19 protein-coding genes and 1 tRNA gene are annotated in these 15,851 nt (G+C 57.7%); 5 read left to right on the top strand and 15 right to left on the bottom strand.

Features of this window, described 5'->3' with window-relative positions:
• Positions 1–2: 2 nt before the first annotated feature.
• From iscA to trmJ, 6 genes are all read right to left on the bottom strand, one after another.
• A complete protein-coding gene (gene iscA, locus H8B20_RS05760; protein ID WP_003227904.1) occupies positions 3–326 on the bottom strand; it encodes an iron-sulfur cluster assembly protein IscA in 324 nt (107 codons plus the stop codon).
• 34 nt (positions 327–360) lie between these two features.
• The gene (iscU, locus tag H8B20_RS05755; RefSeq protein ID WP_042560931.1) at positions 361–747 is read right to left on the bottom strand and encodes a Fe-S cluster assembly scaffold IscU; all 387 of its coding nucleotides are present in this window, start codon (positions 745–747) and stop codon (positions 361–363) included.
• Between the two features lie 100 nt (positions 748–847).
• Positions 848–2,062, bottom strand: coding sequence for an IscS subfamily cysteine desulfurase (locus H8B20_RS05750; RefSeq protein WP_047303011.1), 1,215 nt, complete (start codon positions 2,060–2,062; stop codon positions 848–850).
• A gap of 47 nt (positions 2,063–2,109) precedes the next feature.
• Positions 2,110–2,601 (bottom strand): Fe-S cluster assembly transcriptional regulator IscR, encoded by a 492-nt coding sequence (gene iscR / locus H8B20_RS05745; RefSeq protein ID WP_042560933.1) that lies wholly within the window; start codon positions 2,599–2,601, stop codon positions 2,110–2,112.
• Positions 2,602–2,824: 223 nt separating this feature from the next.
• On the bottom strand, positions 2,825–3,601 hold the full coding sequence (cysE, locus tag H8B20_RS05740; RefSeq protein WP_025109222.1) for a serine O-acetyltransferase: 777 nt from the start codon (positions 3,599–3,601) through the stop codon (positions 2,825–2,827).
• Between the two features lie 3 nt (positions 3,602–3,604).
• Entirely contained in the window at positions 3,605–4,375 is a 771-nt protein-coding gene (gene trmJ, locus H8B20_RS05735; protein WP_210622598.1) for a tRNA (cytosine(32)/uridine(32)-2'-O)-methyltransferase TrmJ, read from the bottom strand.
• Positions 4,376–4,520: 145 nt separating this feature from the next.
• Between trmJ and suhB the strand changes: the two genes are divergently transcribed.
• Complete coding sequence (gene suhB, locus H8B20_RS05730) at positions 4,521–5,339, top strand: type III secretion system regulator SuhB (RefSeq protein ID WP_008084666.1); 819 nt, start codon at positions 4,521–4,523, stop codon at positions 5,337–5,339.
• Positions 5,340–5,589: 250 nt separating this feature from the next.
• On the opposite strand, the gene H8B20_RS05725 is transcribed toward suhB, so the two are convergent.
• The 6 genes from H8B20_RS05725 to queA form a co-directional block, all read right to left on the bottom strand.
• Positions 5,590–6,138, bottom strand: coding sequence for a glycine zipper 2TM domain-containing protein (locus tag H8B20_RS05725; RefSeq protein ID WP_042560935.1), 549 nt, complete (start codon positions 6,136–6,138; stop codon positions 5,590–5,592).
• 120 nt (positions 6,139–6,258) lie between these two features.
• On the bottom strand, positions 6,259–7,173 hold the full coding sequence (gene secF, locus H8B20_RS05720; protein WP_200616968.1) for a protein translocase subunit SecF: 915 nt from the start codon (positions 7,171–7,173) through the stop codon (positions 6,259–6,261).
• Positions 7,174–7,182: 9 nt separating this feature from the next.
• Positions 7,183–9,051: a protein translocase subunit SecD gene (gene secD / locus H8B20_RS05715; RefSeq protein WP_042560937.1), complete on the bottom strand. Its 1,869-nt coding sequence runs from the start codon at positions 9,049–9,051 to the stop codon at positions 7,183–7,185.
• Positions 9,052–9,115: 64 nt separating this feature from the next.
• On the bottom strand, positions 9,116–9,454 hold the full coding sequence (gene yajC, locus H8B20_RS05710) for a preprotein translocase subunit YajC (protein WP_007916913.1): 339 nt from the start codon (positions 9,452–9,454) through the stop codon (positions 9,116–9,118).
• Positions 9,455–9,497: 43 nt separating this feature from the next.
• Entirely contained in the window at positions 9,498–10,613 is a 1,116-nt protein-coding gene (tgt, locus tag H8B20_RS05705) for a tRNA guanosine(34) transglycosylase Tgt (RefSeq protein ID WP_164979451.1), read from the bottom strand.
• A 14-nt stretch (positions 10,614–10,627) separates the two neighbouring features.
• A complete protein-coding gene (gene queA / locus H8B20_RS05700) occupies positions 10,628–11,692 on the bottom strand; it encodes a tRNA preQ1(34) S-adenosylmethionine ribosyltransferase-isomerase QueA (protein WP_042560939.1) in 1,065 nt (354 codons plus the stop codon).
• A 108-nt stretch (positions 11,693–11,800) separates the two neighbouring features.
• Here queA and H8B20_RS05695 point away from each other — a divergent pair.
• Positions 11,801–11,885, top strand: a tRNA-Leu gene (locus H8B20_RS05695).
• Between the two features lie 109 nt (positions 11,886–11,994).
• Here H8B20_RS05695 and H8B20_RS05690 read toward each other — a convergent pair.
• Both H8B20_RS05690 and H8B20_RS05685 read right to left on the bottom strand, forming a co-directional pair.
• On the bottom strand, positions 11,995–12,225 hold the full coding sequence (locus H8B20_RS05690; protein WP_210622597.1) for a DUF6429 family protein: 231 nt from the start codon (positions 12,223–12,225) through the stop codon (positions 11,995–11,997).
• Positions 12,226–12,358: 133 nt separating this feature from the next.
• Positions 12,359–12,646 (bottom strand): hypothetical protein, encoded by a 288-nt coding sequence (locus H8B20_RS05685; protein ID WP_210622955.1) that lies wholly within the window; start codon positions 12,644–12,646, stop codon positions 12,359–12,361.
• Between the two features lie 291 nt (positions 12,647–12,937).
• Between H8B20_RS05685 and H8B20_RS05680 the strand changes: the two genes are divergently transcribed.
• Positions 12,938–13,267 (top strand): hypothetical protein, encoded by a 330-nt coding sequence (locus H8B20_RS05680; RefSeq protein WP_210622596.1) that lies wholly within the window; start codon positions 12,938–12,940, stop codon positions 13,265–13,267.
• A 33-nt stretch (positions 13,268–13,300) separates the two neighbouring features.
• On the opposite strand, the gene H8B20_RS05675 is transcribed toward H8B20_RS05680, so the two are convergent.
• Entirely contained in the window at positions 13,301–14,056 is a 756-nt protein-coding gene (locus H8B20_RS05675) for a hypothetical protein (RefSeq protein ID WP_210622595.1), read from the bottom strand.
• A gap of 119 nt (positions 14,057–14,175) precedes the next feature.
• Here H8B20_RS05675 and H8B20_RS05670 point away from each other — a divergent pair, with 119 nt between their 5' ends.
• Together H8B20_RS05670 and H8B20_RS05665 are read left to right on the top strand one after the other, a co-directional pair.
• Complete coding sequence (locus H8B20_RS05670) at positions 14,176–14,541, top strand: hypothetical protein (protein WP_042560948.1); 366 nt, start codon at positions 14,176–14,178, stop codon at positions 14,539–14,541.
• 90 nt (positions 14,542–14,631) lie between these two features.
• Entirely contained in the window at positions 14,632–15,810 is a 1,179-nt protein-coding gene (locus H8B20_RS05665; RefSeq protein ID WP_210622594.1) for a hypothetical protein, read from the top strand.
• The last annotated feature ends 41 nt before the right edge of the window (positions 15,811–15,851 follow it).

The raw sequence follows: 15,851 nt of genomic DNA, 5'->3' as shown, positions 1-15,851 counted from the left end.
CCTCAGATGTTGAAGCTTTCGCCGCAGCCACACTCACCGCGTACGTTGGGGTTGTTGAACTTGAAGCCTTCGTTCAACCCTTCCTTGACGAAATCGAGCTCGGTGCCGTCCAGGTAGGCCAGGCTTTTCGGGTCGATAATCACTTTTTCGCCGTGACTTTCGAACACCTGATCCTCTGCAACCACCTCGTCGACAAACTCCAGCACGTAGGCAAGGCCGGAACAACCTGTGGTGCGAACACCCAGACGAATCCCTTCACCCTTGCCGCGCCCGTCGAGGGAGCGCCGCACGTGTCGAGCAGCCGCTTCTGTCATGCTGATAGCCATCGGTGACTCCTTACTCGTCGCCAAATCCTGAAAGTCAGATCAAGCCTTTCTTCTGCTTGTAATCGCGAACAGCCGCCTTGATAGCGTCTTCAGCGAGTACCGAGCAGTGAATTTTCACTGGTGGCAGGGCCAGTTCTTCGGCCAGCTGGGTGTTCTTGATGGTTTCCGCTTCGTCCAGGGTCTTGCCCTTCATCCACTCGGTAGCGAGGGAGCTGGAGGCGATTGCCGAACCGCAGCCGTAAGTCTTGAACTTGGCATCTTCGATGATGCCCTGATCGTTGACCTTGATCTGCAGACGCATCACGTCGCCGCACGCTGGTGCGCCAACCATGCCAGTGCCGACATCCGGGTCTTCGGCATTCATCTTGCCGACGTTACGCGGGTTTTCGTAGTGGTCGATGACCTTTTCGCTGTAAGCCATGGTTCTAATCCTCACTCATCAGGGCCGCTCTTGAGGCCCTGTAGCTGCGCTGCGTCAGTCGCCGCGTCGCTACAGGATCTGTATCTGGCGGCTTCTATATTTAGTGTGCCGCCCACTCGATCTTCGAGATATCGACGCCGTCTTTGTACATGTCCCACAGCGGCGACAAAGTGCGCAGCTTGGTAACGGCCTCGCAGACTTTCTGCGCGGCGTAGTCGATTTCTTCTTCGGTGGTGAAACGGCCGAAAGTGAAGCGGATCGAGCTGTGTGCCAGTTCGTCGTTGCGGCCCAAGGCACGCAGTACGTACGAAGGCTCAAGCGATGCCGAGGTGCACGCCGAACCGGACGAAACCGCCAGATCCTTGAGCGCCATGATCAGCGACTCGCCCTCAACGTAGTTGAAGCTCAGGTTCAGGTTGTGCGGAACGCGGGCAGTCAGGCTGCCGTTGACGTACAGCTCTTCCAGATGCTCGACCTGCTTGTAGAAGCGGTCGCTCAGGGCTTTGATGCGCACGTTTTCAGCAGCCATGTCTTCCTTGGCCACACGGAACGCTTCGCCCATGCCGACGATCTGGTGGGTCGCCAGAGTACCGGAACGCATGCCGCGCTCATGACCGCCGCCGTGCATGGTCGCTTCGATGCGCACACGCGGCTTGCGGCTCACGTACAGCGCGCCGATGCCTTTAGGGCCGTAGGTCTTGTGGGCGGAGAACGACATCATGTCGACTTTCAGTTTCGACAGGTCGATGTCGACCTTGCCGGTGGACTGAGCAGCGTCAACGTGGAACAGGATGCCTTTGGCGCGAAGCATCTCGCCGATGGCTTCGATGTCGTTGATGGTGCCGATTTCGTTGTTCACATGCATCGCCGACACGAGAATGGTGTCTTCACGCAGCGCGGCTTCGATCATTGCCGGAGTCACCAGACCATCGGTCTGCGGCTCGAGGTAGGTCACTTCGAAACCTTCACGCTCCAGTTGGCGCATGGTGTCGAGGACAGCCTTGTGCTCAATCTTGGTGGTGATCAGGTGTTTGCCCTTGGAGGCGTAGAAATGTGCCGCACCTTTGATCGCCAGGTTGTTGGACTCGGTGGCGCCTGAGGTCCAGACGATTTCACGCGGGTCGGCGTTGACCAGATCGGCCACCTGACGACGGGCGTTTTCGACGGACTCTTCAGCTTTCCAGCCGAACACATGGGAACGGGACGCCGGGTTACCGAAGTTTCCGTCGACCAGCAGGCATTCACTCATTTTTTGCGCAACGCGCGGATCGACCGGTGTGGTCGCAGAGTAATCAAGGTAAATCGGCAATTTCATGGACTATCTCCTAAATCAGGGCTGGCGTGCCGCTGGCTCTACGGCTGTCATTCGACGGCGGACGCTTCAATCTTGTCCAGGCGTTGCGCCTTGCTGTTGCAACGGCGCTGGTCCTGACGCTGGGCTACTTCTTGCACCTCACGGCGAGTCACAAGATCAGCCAAGCTGATACCACTTAGAAATTCGTGAATCTGCAGGCTCAGATCGCACCACAGATGATGTGTCAGGCAAGTGTCGCCGGAATGGCAATCACCCTGCCCCCCGCACTTGGTGGCATCGACCGATTCGTTCACCGCGTCGATCACCTGGGCGACCTGAATGCCCTGCATGTCGCGGGACAACTGGTAGCCACCACCCGGACCGCGAACGCTGGAAACCAGGTTACTGCGGCGCAGCTTGGCAAAAAGCTGTTCGAGATAGGACAGGGAAATGCCTTGGCGCTCGGAGATATCGGCCAGGGACACCGGCCCGTGCTGCGCGTGCAACGCCAGATCAAGCATGGCGGTCACGGCGTATCGGCCTTTTGTAGTCAGTCGCATGGACAATTACCACGGAGTTCAGAATGGGGCGAGTATGCAATTCCCGAGTATTTAAGTCAACTATAAGACCTAGTGCTTTAGTCGGGTTTACCCGCGAAAGAGCGCGCGCATCATAGCAAAGGCAGGCCGTTAACAGCCAGAGGTACCGCGTTACCGCTCTTCGCGAGCAGGCTCGCTCCCACACAGGAATGCAATCCCATACTCGCGAAAGCAGCGGTGCGGTTTAGCTGGCCTGACTCTGATCCTTGCCCTTCACGCAGGCGAAGTCTTCTTCGCGCAGCTCAGGCAGATCTTTCGCACAGTAATTACTGCCCAGATCCTTCAATGCGCCGCACATACCTTCCAGCCGCCCGTCCACCGCTTGCAGGTGGTCGAGCAACTGACCGATGGCGCGCGCCACCGGGTCGGGCATGTCTTCGCTGACACCATAGGCATCGAAACCGATCTTCTCGGCCATGGCCTTGCGCTTGGCGTCCTGCTCCTCATCGGATTTGACGATGATTCGACCCGGAATGCCCACAACTGTAGCGCCCGGCGGTACTTCTTTGGTCACCACCGCGTTGGAGCCGACCTTGGCACCGGCACCGACCGTGAACGGGCCGAGCACCTTGGCGCCAGCGCCCACGACAACGCCGTCGCCCAGTGTCGGGTGACGCTTGCCCTTGTTCCAGCTCGTGCCACCCAGGGTCACACCCTGATAAATGGTCACGTCATCACCAATCTCGGCGGTTTCGCCAATGACGATCCCCATACCGTGATCGATGAAAAAACGCCGACCGACCTTGGCCCCCGGATGAATTTCGATCCCGGTCAACCAGCGACCGAAGTTCGACACCAATCGCGCCAGCCATTTCAGCTCATTGCGCCAGAGCATGCCTGCCAATCGATGAATCCAGATGGCGTGCATGCCGGGGTAGCAGGTCAGGACTTCAAAAGCGTTACGCGCCGCCGGGTCTCGATGGAATACGCTCTGGATATCTTCACGCAAACGCTCAAACATCATTCAGTCCTTCCGCCTTAGAAGCTCACCACGGGCCGCTTTTTGGGTTTCCGTGAGGATGCCACGCAATATATTCATTTCCGCCCGGCTGACCGAGCTGCGTCCGTACAACCGGCGCAGGCGCGCCATCAAGTGCCGCGGTTTTTCCGGATCGAGGAATTCGATAGCGACCAGCGTCTGCTCCAGATGCTCATAGAATCGCTCCAGCTCATCCATGGTCGCCAGCTCGGCGCTTTTCACCGAGGCCACTTCTTCTTTCTCGATCTTGCTCGGCTGACCCTGTGCCGCCAGCCAGGCCATACGCACTTCATAGCTCAACACCTGCACCGCCGCCCCCAGATTCAGCGAGCTGAACTCAGGATCGGAGGGGATATGCACGTGAAAGTGACATCGCTGCAGCTCGTCATTGGTCAGGCCGGAATCTTCACGACCAAATACCAAAGCGATTTGCGCGCCTTGCCCGGCCTCCTCAACCACCTTGGTTCCGCATTCGCGCGGATCCAGCAGCGGCCAGGGGATACGGCGGTCACGAGCACTGGTGCCAAGCACCAGATTGCAACCGACCAAGGCATCTTCAAGGGTGGCGACGACTTGGGCATTTTCAAGGATGTCACCGGCACCGGAGGCGCGAGCATCGGCCTCGTGGTGCGGAAACAGGCGCGGCTCGACCAGCACCAAGCGCGACAGACCCATGTTTTTCATGGCGCGCGCGGCCCCGCCGATGTTGCCGGGGTGGCTGGTATTGACCAGGACGACACGAATGTTCTGCAGCAAGGGAGGCGCTCTCGGACACAGGAAAGGGGTGCAAATCTTACAGAACAGCCTACCGTTAAGCTATGAAAGCGAACAGCGACCTTCACCTGAAGAAAAGTTCTGATAGAATGCGCGGCTTTCTTTAACAACCTTAGGTGACACATCCATGCAGCCCATGCTGAATATCGCGCTGCGCGCCGCCCGCAGCGCCAGTGAACTGATCTTCCGCTCCATCGAGCGCCTGGATACCATCAAGGTCGACGAAAAAGACGCCAAGGATTATGTATCCGAGGTGGACCGCGCCGCCGAGCAGAAAATCATCGACGCGCTGCGCAAGGCTTACCCGAACCACTCCATCCGTGGCGAAGAGACCGGCATGCACGCCGGTACCGGCATCGAAGGCGAAGAATACCTGTGGATCATTGATCCGCTGGACGGCACCACCAACTTCCTACGTGGCATTCCTCACTTCGCTGTCAGCATCGCCTGCAAATACCGCGGTCGCCTGGAACACGCTGTTGTTCTGGACCCGGTTCGCCAGGAAGAATTCACCGCCAGCCGTGGTCGCGGCGCTCAACTGAACGGTCGCCGCCTGCGCGTCAGCGGTCGCACCAGCCTCGACGGCGCCCTGCTGGGCACTGGCTTCCCGTTCCGTGACGACCAGATGGACAACCTCGAGAACTACCTGGGCATGTTCCGCGCTCTGGTTGGCCAGACCGCCGGCATCCGCCGTGCTGGCTCGGCAAGCCTCGACCTTGCCTACGTGGCTGCCGGTCGTTTCGATGCATTCTGGGAGTCGGGCCTGTCCGAGTGGGACATGGCTGCAGGCGCCCTGCTGATTCAAGAAGCTGGCGGCCTGGTGAGCGACTTCACCGGTGGTCACGACTTCCTTGAAAAAGGCCACATCGTTGCCGGCAACACCAAATGCTTCAAGGCAGTGCTGACGGCGATCCAGCCGCACCTGCCGGCTTCGCTGAAGCGCTAAGCTTTTCGCGAAACGAAAAAAGCACCCTTCGGGGTGTTTTTTTATGCCCGAAATTCAACATTCCCCCTGTAGGAGCTGCCGAAGGCTGCGATTTTTTGCTTCTGGTTTTTAAAAACAGGATCAAAAGATCGCAGCCTTCGGCGACTCCTACATTGGGTATCAGGTGATCACCGACGGATCAGTCGGCTGGCAAGAATACGGGCACAAAAAAAGCACCCCGAAGGATGCTTCTTTTTAAACGACCAGGCCGTTACTGACCTGGCTCATTCTGCGACAGGACCAGTTTGCCTTCCTTGTCGACCGGAATCTGGTTGCCCGGATCACGATCCATGCGCACTTTGCCTTCCTTGCCATCCAGCGAGTAACGCACGTCGTAACCAACAACCTTGTCACTGATGTCGTTTACGGTGTTACAGCGAGTCTGTGTCGTGGTGTAGGTGTCACGACCCTGCATGCCTTCCTGAACCTTGTTACCGGCATAACCGCCACCGACCGCGCCGGCGACCGTGGCGATCTTCTTGCCGTTGCCGCCGCCGATCTGGTTCCCCAGCAAACCACCCGCTACGGCACCGATGGCGGTACCGAGAATCTGGTGTTGATCCTTGACCGGCGCCTGCCGGGTCACTGCTACGTCCTTGCACACTTCACGTGGCGTCTTGATCTGTGTCTTGACCGGTTCAACGGCTAATACTTGCGCATACTCAGGGCCGCTTTTAACCAGGCTGTAGGTGGCAACAGCACCCCCGGCAGTCACACCGACAGCACCCAATACCGCACCAACCAGCAACGACTTGTTCACATGAACCTCCTGACCATCACATGCGGGACGGGCCCGCGCTTCTCCCAGCCTTGGAGCATAAAAAAAGGCGCGAGTTCAACTCGCGCCTTTTTTGGCTGACAACTGGGAAAACGATGGCCGTTATGGACGGTCGTCGATTTCCTTCTCGGTGTTAGCCGGTGGAATCAGGTCTTCGGTCGTCAGGTTCAGCCAGATCAGCACCACGTTAGCGATGTAGATCGACGAGTAAGTACCCGCCAGAACACCGATGAACAGGGCAATCGAGAAGCCGAACAGGTTGTCGCCACCGAAGAACAGCAGCGCAGCGATCGCCAGCAAGGTCGAGATCGACGTCGCCATGGTGCGCAGCAGGGTCTGGGTGGTCGAGATGTTGATGTTCTCGATCAGCGTTGCCTTGCGCAGTACACGGAAGTTCTCACGAACCCGGTCGAATACCACAATGGTGTCGTTCAGCGAGTAACCGATGATCGCCAGCACCGCTGCCAGTACCGTCAGATCGAAAGTGATCTGGAAGAACGACAGGATACCGATGGTCACGATCACGTCGTGGATCAGCGAAACGATAGCGCCGACCGCGAATTTCCACTGAAAGCGGAAAGCCAGGTAGATCAGGATGCCGCCGAGCGCCAGCAGCATGCCGAGGCCGCCCTGGTCGCGCAGCTCTTCACCGACCTGCGGGCCGACGAACTCGACACGCTTGACCATCGCCGGGTTGTCGCCGCCAACCTTCAGCAGCGCTTCCGCGACCTGATGGCCCAGCTGCGGGTCTTCACCCGGCATCCGCACCAGCAAATCGGTCGTCGCACCGAAGCTCTGCACGATGGCTTCGTGGTAACCCGAACTCACCAGCTGCTCGCGCACCTTGGTGACATCGGCCGGACGCTCGTAGGTCAGCTCGATGAGCGTACCGCCGGTGAAGTCCAGACCCCAGTTCATGCCCTTGGTGACGACACTGAACATAGCCAGCAGGGTGAGGAATACTGTGACGCCGAACGCGAAGTTGCGAACGCCCATGAAGTTGATTGTACGTAACATGGCAGCCCCTTAAATCCACAACTTCTTGAAGTCACGTCCGCCGAAGATCAGGTTGACCATTGCGCGGGTCACCATGATGGCCGTGAACATCGAGGTAAAGATCCCGAGGGACATGGTCACTGCGAAACCTTTGACCGGGCCTGTGCCCATCGCAAAGAGAATCCCGCCGACCAACAGAGTGGTCAGGTTGGCGTCGAGAATCGCGGTGAATGCCCGGCCGAAGCCTTCGTTGATTGCGCGCTGCACGGACATGCCCGCGGCGATCTCTTCACGTATCCGCGAGAAGATCAGCACGTTGGCGTCGACCGCCATACCCATGGTCAAGACGATACCGGCGATACCCGGCAGGGTCAGCGTTGCACCCAGCAGCGACATCAGCGCCAGCAGCAACACCATGTTCACCGACAGAGCGACAGTGGCGATGATGCCGAAGAAGCGATAGATCGCGATGATGAACAGCGAAACGAACAACATGCCCCACAACGACGCATCGATACCCTTGGTGATGTTGTCAGCACCCAGGCTCGGGCCGATTGTGCGCTCTTCAGCGAAGTACATTGGAGCCGCCAGACCACCGGCACGCAGCAGCAGCGCCAGCTCGGACGACTCACCCTGACCGTTCAGGCCAGTGATACGGAACTGAGCACCCAGCGGCGACTGGATGGTCGCCAGACTGATGATCTTCTTCTCTTCCTTGAACGTCTGCACCGCGACGTCTTTTTCGACGCCATTCACCATTTGCTTGGTGTAAGTGGTGACCGGACGCTGCTCAATGAAGATCACAGCCATGCTGCGACCAACGTTGCTGCGGGTCGCACGGCTCATCAGCTCGCCACCGTGACCATCCAGACGGATGTTCACTTCAGGCGTGCCGTGCTCGCCGAAACCAGCCTTGGCGTCGGTTACCTGGTCACCCGTGATGATCAGGCCGCGCTCGATCTGCGCCGAAGGACGATTACCTTCACGGAACTCGAAAGTTTCGGAAGTGGCTTTCGAAGCGCCAGGCTCTGCCGCCAGACGGAACTCAAGGTTGGCCGTCTTGCCGAGAATACGCTTGGCTTCGGCAGTGTCCTGCACGCCCGGCAGCTCAACCACGATGCGGTTGGCGCCCTGACGCTGGACGATCGGTTCGGCAACACCCAGCTCGTTGACGCGGTTACGTACCGTGGTCAAGTTCTGCTTGATGGAGTATTCACGGATTTCCGCCAGCTTGGCCGGGGTCATCGCCAGACGCAGCACCGGTTGACCATTGAGATCGGCCGGAACAATGTCGAAATCGTTGAAGTTCTTGCGGATCAGCGCACGGGCCTGTTCGCGGGAATCTTCATCGCTGAAGCCCAGCTGAATGGCACCATTGAGCTGCGGCAGACTGCGATAGCGCAGCTTCTCTTTGCGCAGCAGGCTCTTGACGTCGCCTTCGTAGACTTTCAGGCGTGCATCGAGGGCTTTATCCATGTCCACTTCCAGCAGGAAGTGCACACCACCGGACAAGTCCAGACCCAGCTTCATCGGGTGCGCGCCCAGGTTGCGCAGCCATTGCGGGGTGGTCTGTGCCAGGTTCAGCGCGACGACGTAGTCATCACCCAATGCCTTGCGCACAACGTCTTTGGCCGGCAGCTGATCTTCAGCCTTGGTCAGACGGATCAGACCGCCCTTGCCGTTCGCCGCCAGCGTGGCAGCCTTGACGTTGATCCCGGATTCTTTCAGCGCGGTGCTTACGCGATCCAGATCGGCCTGATTGACCTGCAGTGCCGTGCTGGCGCCGCTGACCTGAATGGCCGGGTCATCAGGATAAAGATTGGGAGCGGAATAAATCAGACCGACCGCCAGCACCGCCAGGATCAGAATGTATTTCCACAGAGGGTATTTGTTCAGCATCACGCCGCCCGTTATGAACGCGGGGCGCCTTGCGCGCCCCGTCGATTGAGTAGAAGTTGGAACCTTAGATCGCTTTCAGCGTGCCTTTTGGCAGCGTGGCGGCGATGGCGCCTTTCTGGAACTTCATTTCCACGGTGTCGGAAACTTCCAGAACCACGAAGTCATCGGCCACTTTGGTGATCTTGCCGGCGATGCCGCCGGTGGTGACTACTTCGTCGCCCTTCTGCAGGCTGCTCAGCAGGTTCTTCTGCTCTTTGGCACGCTTGGCCTGTGGGCGCCAGATCATCAGGTAGAAGATGACCAGGAAGCCGACCAGGAAAATCCACTCGAAGCCGCCGCCCATTGGGCCTGCAGCAGCCGGTGCAGCAGCGTCAGCCATGGCGTTAGAGATAAAAAAGCTCATTTAGCACTCCAGTTGCAAATGTTGAATCTTGGGGTCAGAAAACTCAGTCCAAAGGCGGAACGGGGAGCCCGCGTTTGGCGTAGAAGGCATCGACAAAGGCGGCCAATGTACCCTGTTGAATAGCCTCGCGCAAACCAGCCATCAGCACCTGATAATGGCGCAAGTTATGGATGGTATTGAGCATGCTTCCCAGCATTTCGCCGCACTTGTCCAGGTGATGCAGATAAGCGCGGGAGAAGTTCTGGCAGGTATAGCAATCGCAGGTCGGATCGAGCGGCGATTCATCATGGCGATGGAACGCGTTACGGATCTTCAGCACGCCTGTATCAATGAACAGATGCCCATTGCGGGCATTACGGGTTGGCATCACGCAATCGAACATGTCCACACCGCGGCGCACACCCTCAACCAGATCTTCCGGTTTGCCAACGCCCATAAGGTAACGAGGTTTGTCAGCCGGCATCATGCCCGGCAGATAATCGAGCACCTTGATCATCTCGTGCTTCGGTTCGCCCACCGACAGACCGCCAATGGCCAGGCCATCAAAGCCGATCTTGTCGAGGCCTTCGAGCGAGCGCTTGCGCAGATCCTGGTGCATGCCGCCCTGGACGATGCCGAACAGTGCAGCGGTATTCTCGCCGTGAGCGTTCTTCGAACGCTGAGCCCAGCGCAACGACAGCTCCATCGACACACGGGCGACGTCTTCGTCAGCCGGGTACGGCGTGCATTCGTCGAAAATCATCACGACATCGGAACCGAGATCGCGCTGAACCTGCATCGACTCTTCCGGGCCCATGAACACTTTGGCGCCGTCGACCGGAGAGGCAAAGGTCACGCCCTCTTCCTTGATCTTGCGCATGGCGCCGAGGCTGAACACCTGGAAGCCGCCGGAGTCGGTCAGGATCGGGCCCTTCCACTGCATGAAATCGTGCAGGTCGCCGTGCTCCTTGATCACTTGGGTGCCAGGACGCAGCCACAGGTGAAAGGTGTTGCCCAGGATCATTTCCGCGCCGGTGGCGACGATGTCACGCGGCAACATGCCCTTGACCGTGCCGTAAGTACCGACCGGCATGAAGGCCGGAGTCTCGACGGTGCCACGCGGGAAGGTCAGACGACCACGACGGGCCTTGCCATCGGTGGCAAGCAGCTCGAACGACATACGACAGGTGCGACTCATACTGTTTCCTCTGGGTCCGATTCACTAGGGGCAGTCGGCGCGGGATTTCGGGTGATGAACATCGCATCACCGTAGCTGAAAAAGCGGTAACCGTTATCGACGGCAGCCTTATAGGCGGCCATGGTTTCGGGGTAACCGGCGAAGGCCGAAACCAGCATCAACAGCGTGGATTCAGGCAAATGGAAATTGGTCACCAGAGCATCGACCACATGGAACGGTCGGCCCGGGAAGATAAAGATATCGGTGTCGCCACTGAACGGCTTGAGCACGCCATCGCGCGCCGCACTCTCCAGCGAACGCACGCTGGTGGTGCCCACGGCAATCACTCGACCACCGCGCGCACGACACGCGGCGACTGCATCGACCACGTCCTGGCCGACTTCCAGCCACTCGGTGTGCATGTGGTGATCTTCAAGCTTTTCGACGCGCACTGGCTGGAATGTACCGGCGCCAACGTGCAACGTGACGAATGTGGTCTCGACGCCTTTGGCGGCAATCGCCTCCATCAAGGCCTGATCGAAATGCAGCCCCGCCGTCGGCGCCGCCACCGCGCCCAGGCGCTCGGCGTACACCGTCTGATAACGCTCGCGATCCGAGCCTTCATCCGGGCGGTCTATATAAGGAGGCAACGGCATGTGCCCGACGCGATCAAGCAGCGGCAGCACTTCTTCGTCAAAGCCCAATTCGAACAACGCGTCATGACGCGCGAGCATCTCGGCTTCGCCACCGCCGTCGATGAGAATCTTCGAACCCGGCTTCGGCGACTTGCTGGAACGCACATGCGCCAGCACGCGATGCGTATCGAGTACCCGTTCGATGAGGATTTCCAGCTTGCCACCGGACGCTTTCTGCCCAAACAGCCGCGCCGGAATCACCCGGGTATTGTTGAACACCATCAAATCGCCCGAGCGCAAATGCTCAAGCAAATCAGTGAATTGACGGTGTGCCAGAGCACCGCTGACCCCATCAAGGGTCAACAGGCGACTACCGCGACGCTCGGCCAAAGGGTGGCGGGCGATCAGCGAATCAGGGAGTTCGAAGGTAAAGTCAGCAACGCGCATGATGGGGTTCGTCTAGCAGGGGCCGAAAGTCTAGCGGAAATATCGAAAATTGACCATGAAACGTGATTGACCAACGGTAATCTCATCTCTATACTTCGCCGCCATTGAGCCCTGATGGCGGAATTGGTAGACGCGGCGGATTCAAAATCCGTTTTCGAAAGGAGTGGGAGTTCGAGTCTCCCTCGGGGCACCAAAATTAAGAAAGGTCTTGCTTAGGCAAGGCCTTTTTTTTCGTCTGTAGAAAACCGGTAGCCTTCGGCTAAAGGATTTTCAGATACAAGCAGCCTGGCCGCAGCATGAGATCACGTCTCAAGGTTGGGCGCAGGCATGGATTTACCACTCGGCCCAAACAACCGCTCAGCTATCTTCCGACCTCGCTGCATGCCTTCATCTGTCAACCAGATCGACTTGTTCTTGTTCACCGGATTACTGATGAAACCCTGCTCATGCAATCGGTTCATGATCACGAAGTCGAAGCCTTTCCAGGCATTGCCGTCATTTGAACTTAAGGCTGCCAACAGGGCGAGCGGCATCCTCAATCAGCTTGTCGTCGTATTCAATGGTCGTAACTCCGCTTGCGTTCAACATCTAACGTCGAGTTCGTGGGTGGCACAACTCCGATTCCCATTCGACCGGGCCTGTACCCGTAGCCCTTATCGAACGGGGCTATTTAATTCTGCATCTCTCAACATCATCCTGTGTTCTCAGCGCCGTATCGAGCCCCAGTCGATACCGACAGTAATCGATGATCATTTTTCGCTCCTCGGCCGTAAGCCGTTCCACTTGCCTGATCTCCCCGTCGTTGGCGTGGATGTTGTGAAACCTCATCTGCCACGTCGGATGCTTTTTGATAAACAGAATGGTTTCAATGTCACCGTCTTCAAGGGCTTGGTAGTAGCCGATGTAGAGAATAGCCCCCATCACGAGCGCCGCCCCGATCAGTAACTTTTTCATCGTTGCGGTGCTGATGGTGGCAACTGCCGCGTTTTGGGTTCGGTTATTTGTGCGAATGGTTTTGCCATACATGACTCCCTGTCAGCGATTTTAGCGATGGAGAATTTATCAGAACTGCTTTGAATGCAGCGTCACCACTCTCGAGTCCTGGCTGTACTGAAGTGGGCGGTATCGTTGTTGATCACTCCCCCGAATGCAGGCGGATACGTATAATCGCGCCCGTCCCCGGTGCAGCGTTGGCTGCCCCCAGAACCCTCATCTTGTTACGAAGGACATCGCAAAAGGCACCCCATGGAAACGTCACTGGAAACAGTCGCCCTCTTCTCCCTCAAGCTCGCTTACGAGGAAGAAGGCCTGAGCCCGATTCTGCGGGACGACATGGTCATGGGTGATTACCAGAAGGATATTTTCGAGTTGCTGGTGCGGCGGGGTGATGTCGAGACTATTCAGTTGAAGATGAACGAGTGTCTTGGTCTGGCAATGGACGCCTTGGGCGGTGTCGAGAAACCGTTGGGGCGTGAGCTGCACAAGTTGTCAGCCGATTTCAACCAGGCGCAATCGCTGGAGCAGCTCGATCAGCCGCTCCTCGCGCTCAAGGGTTATTTGAAAGACATTCTGTAATCAGATGCGCATCTGAAGAAACAGCCCTGCTGATTACTTCCGCACTTTTACGACTCGAATGTCGACGGGAAACCCACCTGGCCCTTCCAGCGTCTTCCATCCCACGTATTGAAAAATCGCGTCCTGATCGATGGTCTCGCCCCTCTCCACACTCTCTCCGCCGAGCGCCGCGACCTCTTTATAGACGGCGCAGCTGCCCTCATCAGGGTGGGCGGTGTAGATCACATAGGGTTTGACGTATCTCACGGCACGGAAATGTCGGCCGCAACCCCAGTCGACTGTAATCATCAAGGTCTTCAGATACGCTTCGCCATCCGTTTCCGATTCCTCGGCCAGTTCTTTGAGCTTGCCGATTCCGCCGACGTCGCTAAAGCCCAGAGCGAGGGCGCGCTCGTATTCCGGGGACTTCTCGTGCTCGGCCTGAGCCTTGAAGTATTGCTGTTGAATCTCTTTGTCCTGGACGTCATGTTCCTTGTTCCAGATCTCGGTCGCCTGGGCAATGATGTTTTCGCAACGGGCATAATCGGGAGAGGCAAGGCTTGCCTGGGCGAGGTGCTCCCGATGGACGAAAACAGTTCGCTTCAAGCTATCGATGCGGACCATCGCCGCCCTGGCAGTCATGGTCCCGTTTTGAACGTTGTTCACTACTTGCTGAAAACGCTCACAATCTGAGAGGTATTCCTTCCAGGCAACCTCTGGGGTTTCATCCCGGTCGGCAAGCGCCGGGGTCATGACGATGGCGAGAAGGAACGCGCCGAGCAGGCGCGGGGTAGCAGAAACAATCGGCATGTGTAGTCCGTTACGTGTTCGAAGGAAGTGGCGCGAAGCTACTATTTTGATATCTTGCCGTCCACTCTCGCTGGAGGCCTGACAACCGCCTCCGTTATCGCGCACTCGGGAATAAATCAATGGATGCTTTGTTGTGCTTGCTAGTGATGGCCGGAACCTGGTTGTGGGTGGTGAAGCAACGGGGTGAGTGGAACTTGCTACTTGGCAACCTTGCTGGCGCTGGAAGTAGCGTGGTAACCGGCATTGTGTTCACGCTGATTTACGACGCAGTCATTGGAACGTCGATGGCGACACCAAACCTGGATCGCAGCTTGGTGGTGCTCACCACAAGCGCGGGCGTTCTGGCGGGGGTATGGTTGTGGATTGCCAATCGCCGTCAACCCGAACATCCGATTGCACGTCAGTTGCTGGGCGCGGTGTGTGGGTTTGCCGCCGGCATGGCGACCCTGCTGTTTCTTGCCGTGAATTATTTTCCCAACACGTGAACTGAGGCGTAATTGTTTTGCTATCTTGCCGCCCGCAAAAGCGGATCTGCTTAGTGAGCTGAAACGAATTAAAGAAAGGAAATGGATGGGATGGAAACATCGTTGATCGTGATGTTTTTGCTGGTCTGGGCAGGGATGTGGGTCTGGGTCGTCAAGAATCGTGGAAACTGGCCGGTATTCTTTGGCCACCTCGCCGGCCTGATTGCCGGGTTTATCGTGGCAGCCGTGGTGTTCATTATCATCGACGGACTTCTGCCCGAAAAATCTACCCCCGCGACATCCAGCGACACTCAGCCGCAAATCGCGAACGAAAGCCAGCTCAGATCCTTTGTCCCACGTACTCCGGTCAGCCGTACATCCGCTCCGACATCGCCCTTGCTGCCCACCGACAGCCCGCGCTATCCACGGCTCTCTACACCGCTGCTTTCCGCCAGTCTCGATCCACAGTGGAGAAGCCAATACGAGCAATGGCGAGCCAGCGCAGATATGGCCAACGGGGTCAACGGAAGCCTGGCGGGCCTGATCTGTCGGTCAGCGGCAAAATCCACGCTGCGCATTCCGGATTCCGCCTCCTTCGACGAGACTGAGGACTTTCGATTCGACCGCTACAAATCCCAGACCTACCTCGTCATGAGCAGGATCAGTGGCGAAAACATGGAAGGCACGATGGTCAGTCTCGGCTATGACTGCGCCGTGCAGTTCGTCTCCGGCAACGGGATCAAGGATGACCAATGGCGCCTGCTGGAGTTGACCATGCAAGGAAAATCAGGCCCTGCGGGTTCTGCCAACACATCGTCCCGGGAAGCATTGCCCGAGTATGTCGCTGCTGCGCCTGCTGCTACGCCAGAACCGCTCAAGTCTGGCCTGGTGGAAAACTATCTCAATGAAATACCGACAACCCGTTCTGAACTGGCGACGGTTCAAGGGATGACTGCGCAACAGACTCTGGCTCATGCGCAGTTACGAAAAGGGCTCATTGGCGGGCCGGACGCCAACAAAAGACTGATCGCGTTCCAGATGTGCGAGCCGTTTTTACGCAGCGTTCTGCGTCAGCCGGAACTCGCCCTGTTTGCCGACGACAAGGCTCTCTCGACTCAGCGTTACAAAGACCAGATCTATACCAGCACAAGTCTGATGAAGATCCAGGACGCTGCGCGAAACTATCTGACCTATCGTTACGAATGCACCCTGCAGGCTTTGCCAACCATGAACGAAGGTTTTGACGACTGGAAGTTGCTGGACCTGCGCTTCGAACTGACCGGTAACTGATCAGCTCGATGAGCAAGAAGCGCGACGCTTCTATTTTGTTA

Origin of the sequence: Pseudomonas sp. P42, assembly GCF_017973755.1 — a bacterium.
Lineage (GTDB): Bacteria > Pseudomonadota > Gammaproteobacteria > Pseudomonadales > Pseudomonadaceae > Aquipseudomonas > Aquipseudomonas iridis.
Note: the sequence above shows the minus strand (reverse complement) of the source record. Positions and strands in the feature narration are given on the sequence as shown.

Coding starts and splice junctions, on each gene's coding strand:
- H8B20_RS05680 (WP_210622596.1), top strand. CDS start 12,938: ATGGAAACGTCACTGGAAACAGTCGCCCTCTTCTCCCTCAAGCTCGCT.
- cysE (WP_025109222.1), bottom strand. CDS start 3,601: ATGTTTGAGCGTTTGCGTGAAGATATCCAGAGCGTATTCCATCGAGAC.
- iscA (WP_003227904.1), bottom strand. CDS start 326: ATGGCTATCAGCATGACAGAAGCGGCTGCTCGACACGTGCGGCGCTCC.
- yajC (WP_007916913.1), bottom strand. CDS start 9,454: ATGAGCTTTTTTATCTCTAACGCCATGGCTGACGCTGCTGCACCGGCT.
- H8B20_RS05665 (WP_210622594.1), top strand. CDS start 14,632: ATGGAAACATCGTTGATCGTGATGTTTTTGCTGGTCTGGGCAGGGATG.
- H8B20_RS05690 (WP_210622597.1), bottom strand. CDS start 12,225: ATGCCGCTCGCCCTGTTGGCAGCCTTAAGTTCAAATGACGGCAATGCC.
- H8B20_RS05675 (WP_210622595.1), bottom strand. CDS start 14,056: ATGCCGATTGTTTCTGCTACCCCGCGCCTGCTCGGCGCGTTCCTTCTC.
- iscU (WP_042560931.1), bottom strand. CDS start 747: ATGGCTTACAGCGAAAAGGTCATCGACCACTACGAAAACCCGCGTAAC.
- H8B20_RS05670 (WP_042560948.1), top strand. CDS start 14,176: ATGGATGCTTTGTTGTGCTTGCTAGTGATGGCCGGAACCTGGTTGTGG.
- queA (WP_042560939.1), bottom strand. CDS start 11,692: ATGCGCGTTGCTGACTTTACCTTCGAACTCCCTGATTCGCTGATCGCC.
- H8B20_RS05685 (WP_210622955.1), bottom strand. CDS start 12,646: ATGAAAAAGTTACTGATCGGGGCGGCGCTCGTGATGGGGGCTATTCTC.
- suhB (WP_008084666.1), top strand. CDS start 4,521: ATGCAGCCCATGCTGAATATCGCGCTGCGCGCCGCCCGCAGCGCCAGT.
- tgt (WP_164979451.1), bottom strand. CDS start 10,613: ATGTCGTTCGAGCTGCTTGCCACCGATGGCAAGGCCCGTCGTGGTCGT.
- secF (WP_200616968.1), bottom strand. CDS start 7,173: ATGTTACGTACAATCAACTTCATGGGCGTTCGCAACTTCGCGTTCGGC.
- iscR (WP_042560933.1), bottom strand. CDS start 2,601: ATGCGACTGACTACAAAAGGCCGATACGCCGTGACCGCCATGCTTGAT.
- secD (WP_042560937.1), bottom strand. CDS start 9,051: ATGCTGAACAAATACCCTCTGTGGAAATACATTCTGATCCTGGCGGTG.
- H8B20_RS05750 (WP_047303011.1), bottom strand. CDS start 2,062: ATGAAATTGCCGATTTACCTTGATTACTCTGCGACCACACCGGTCGAT.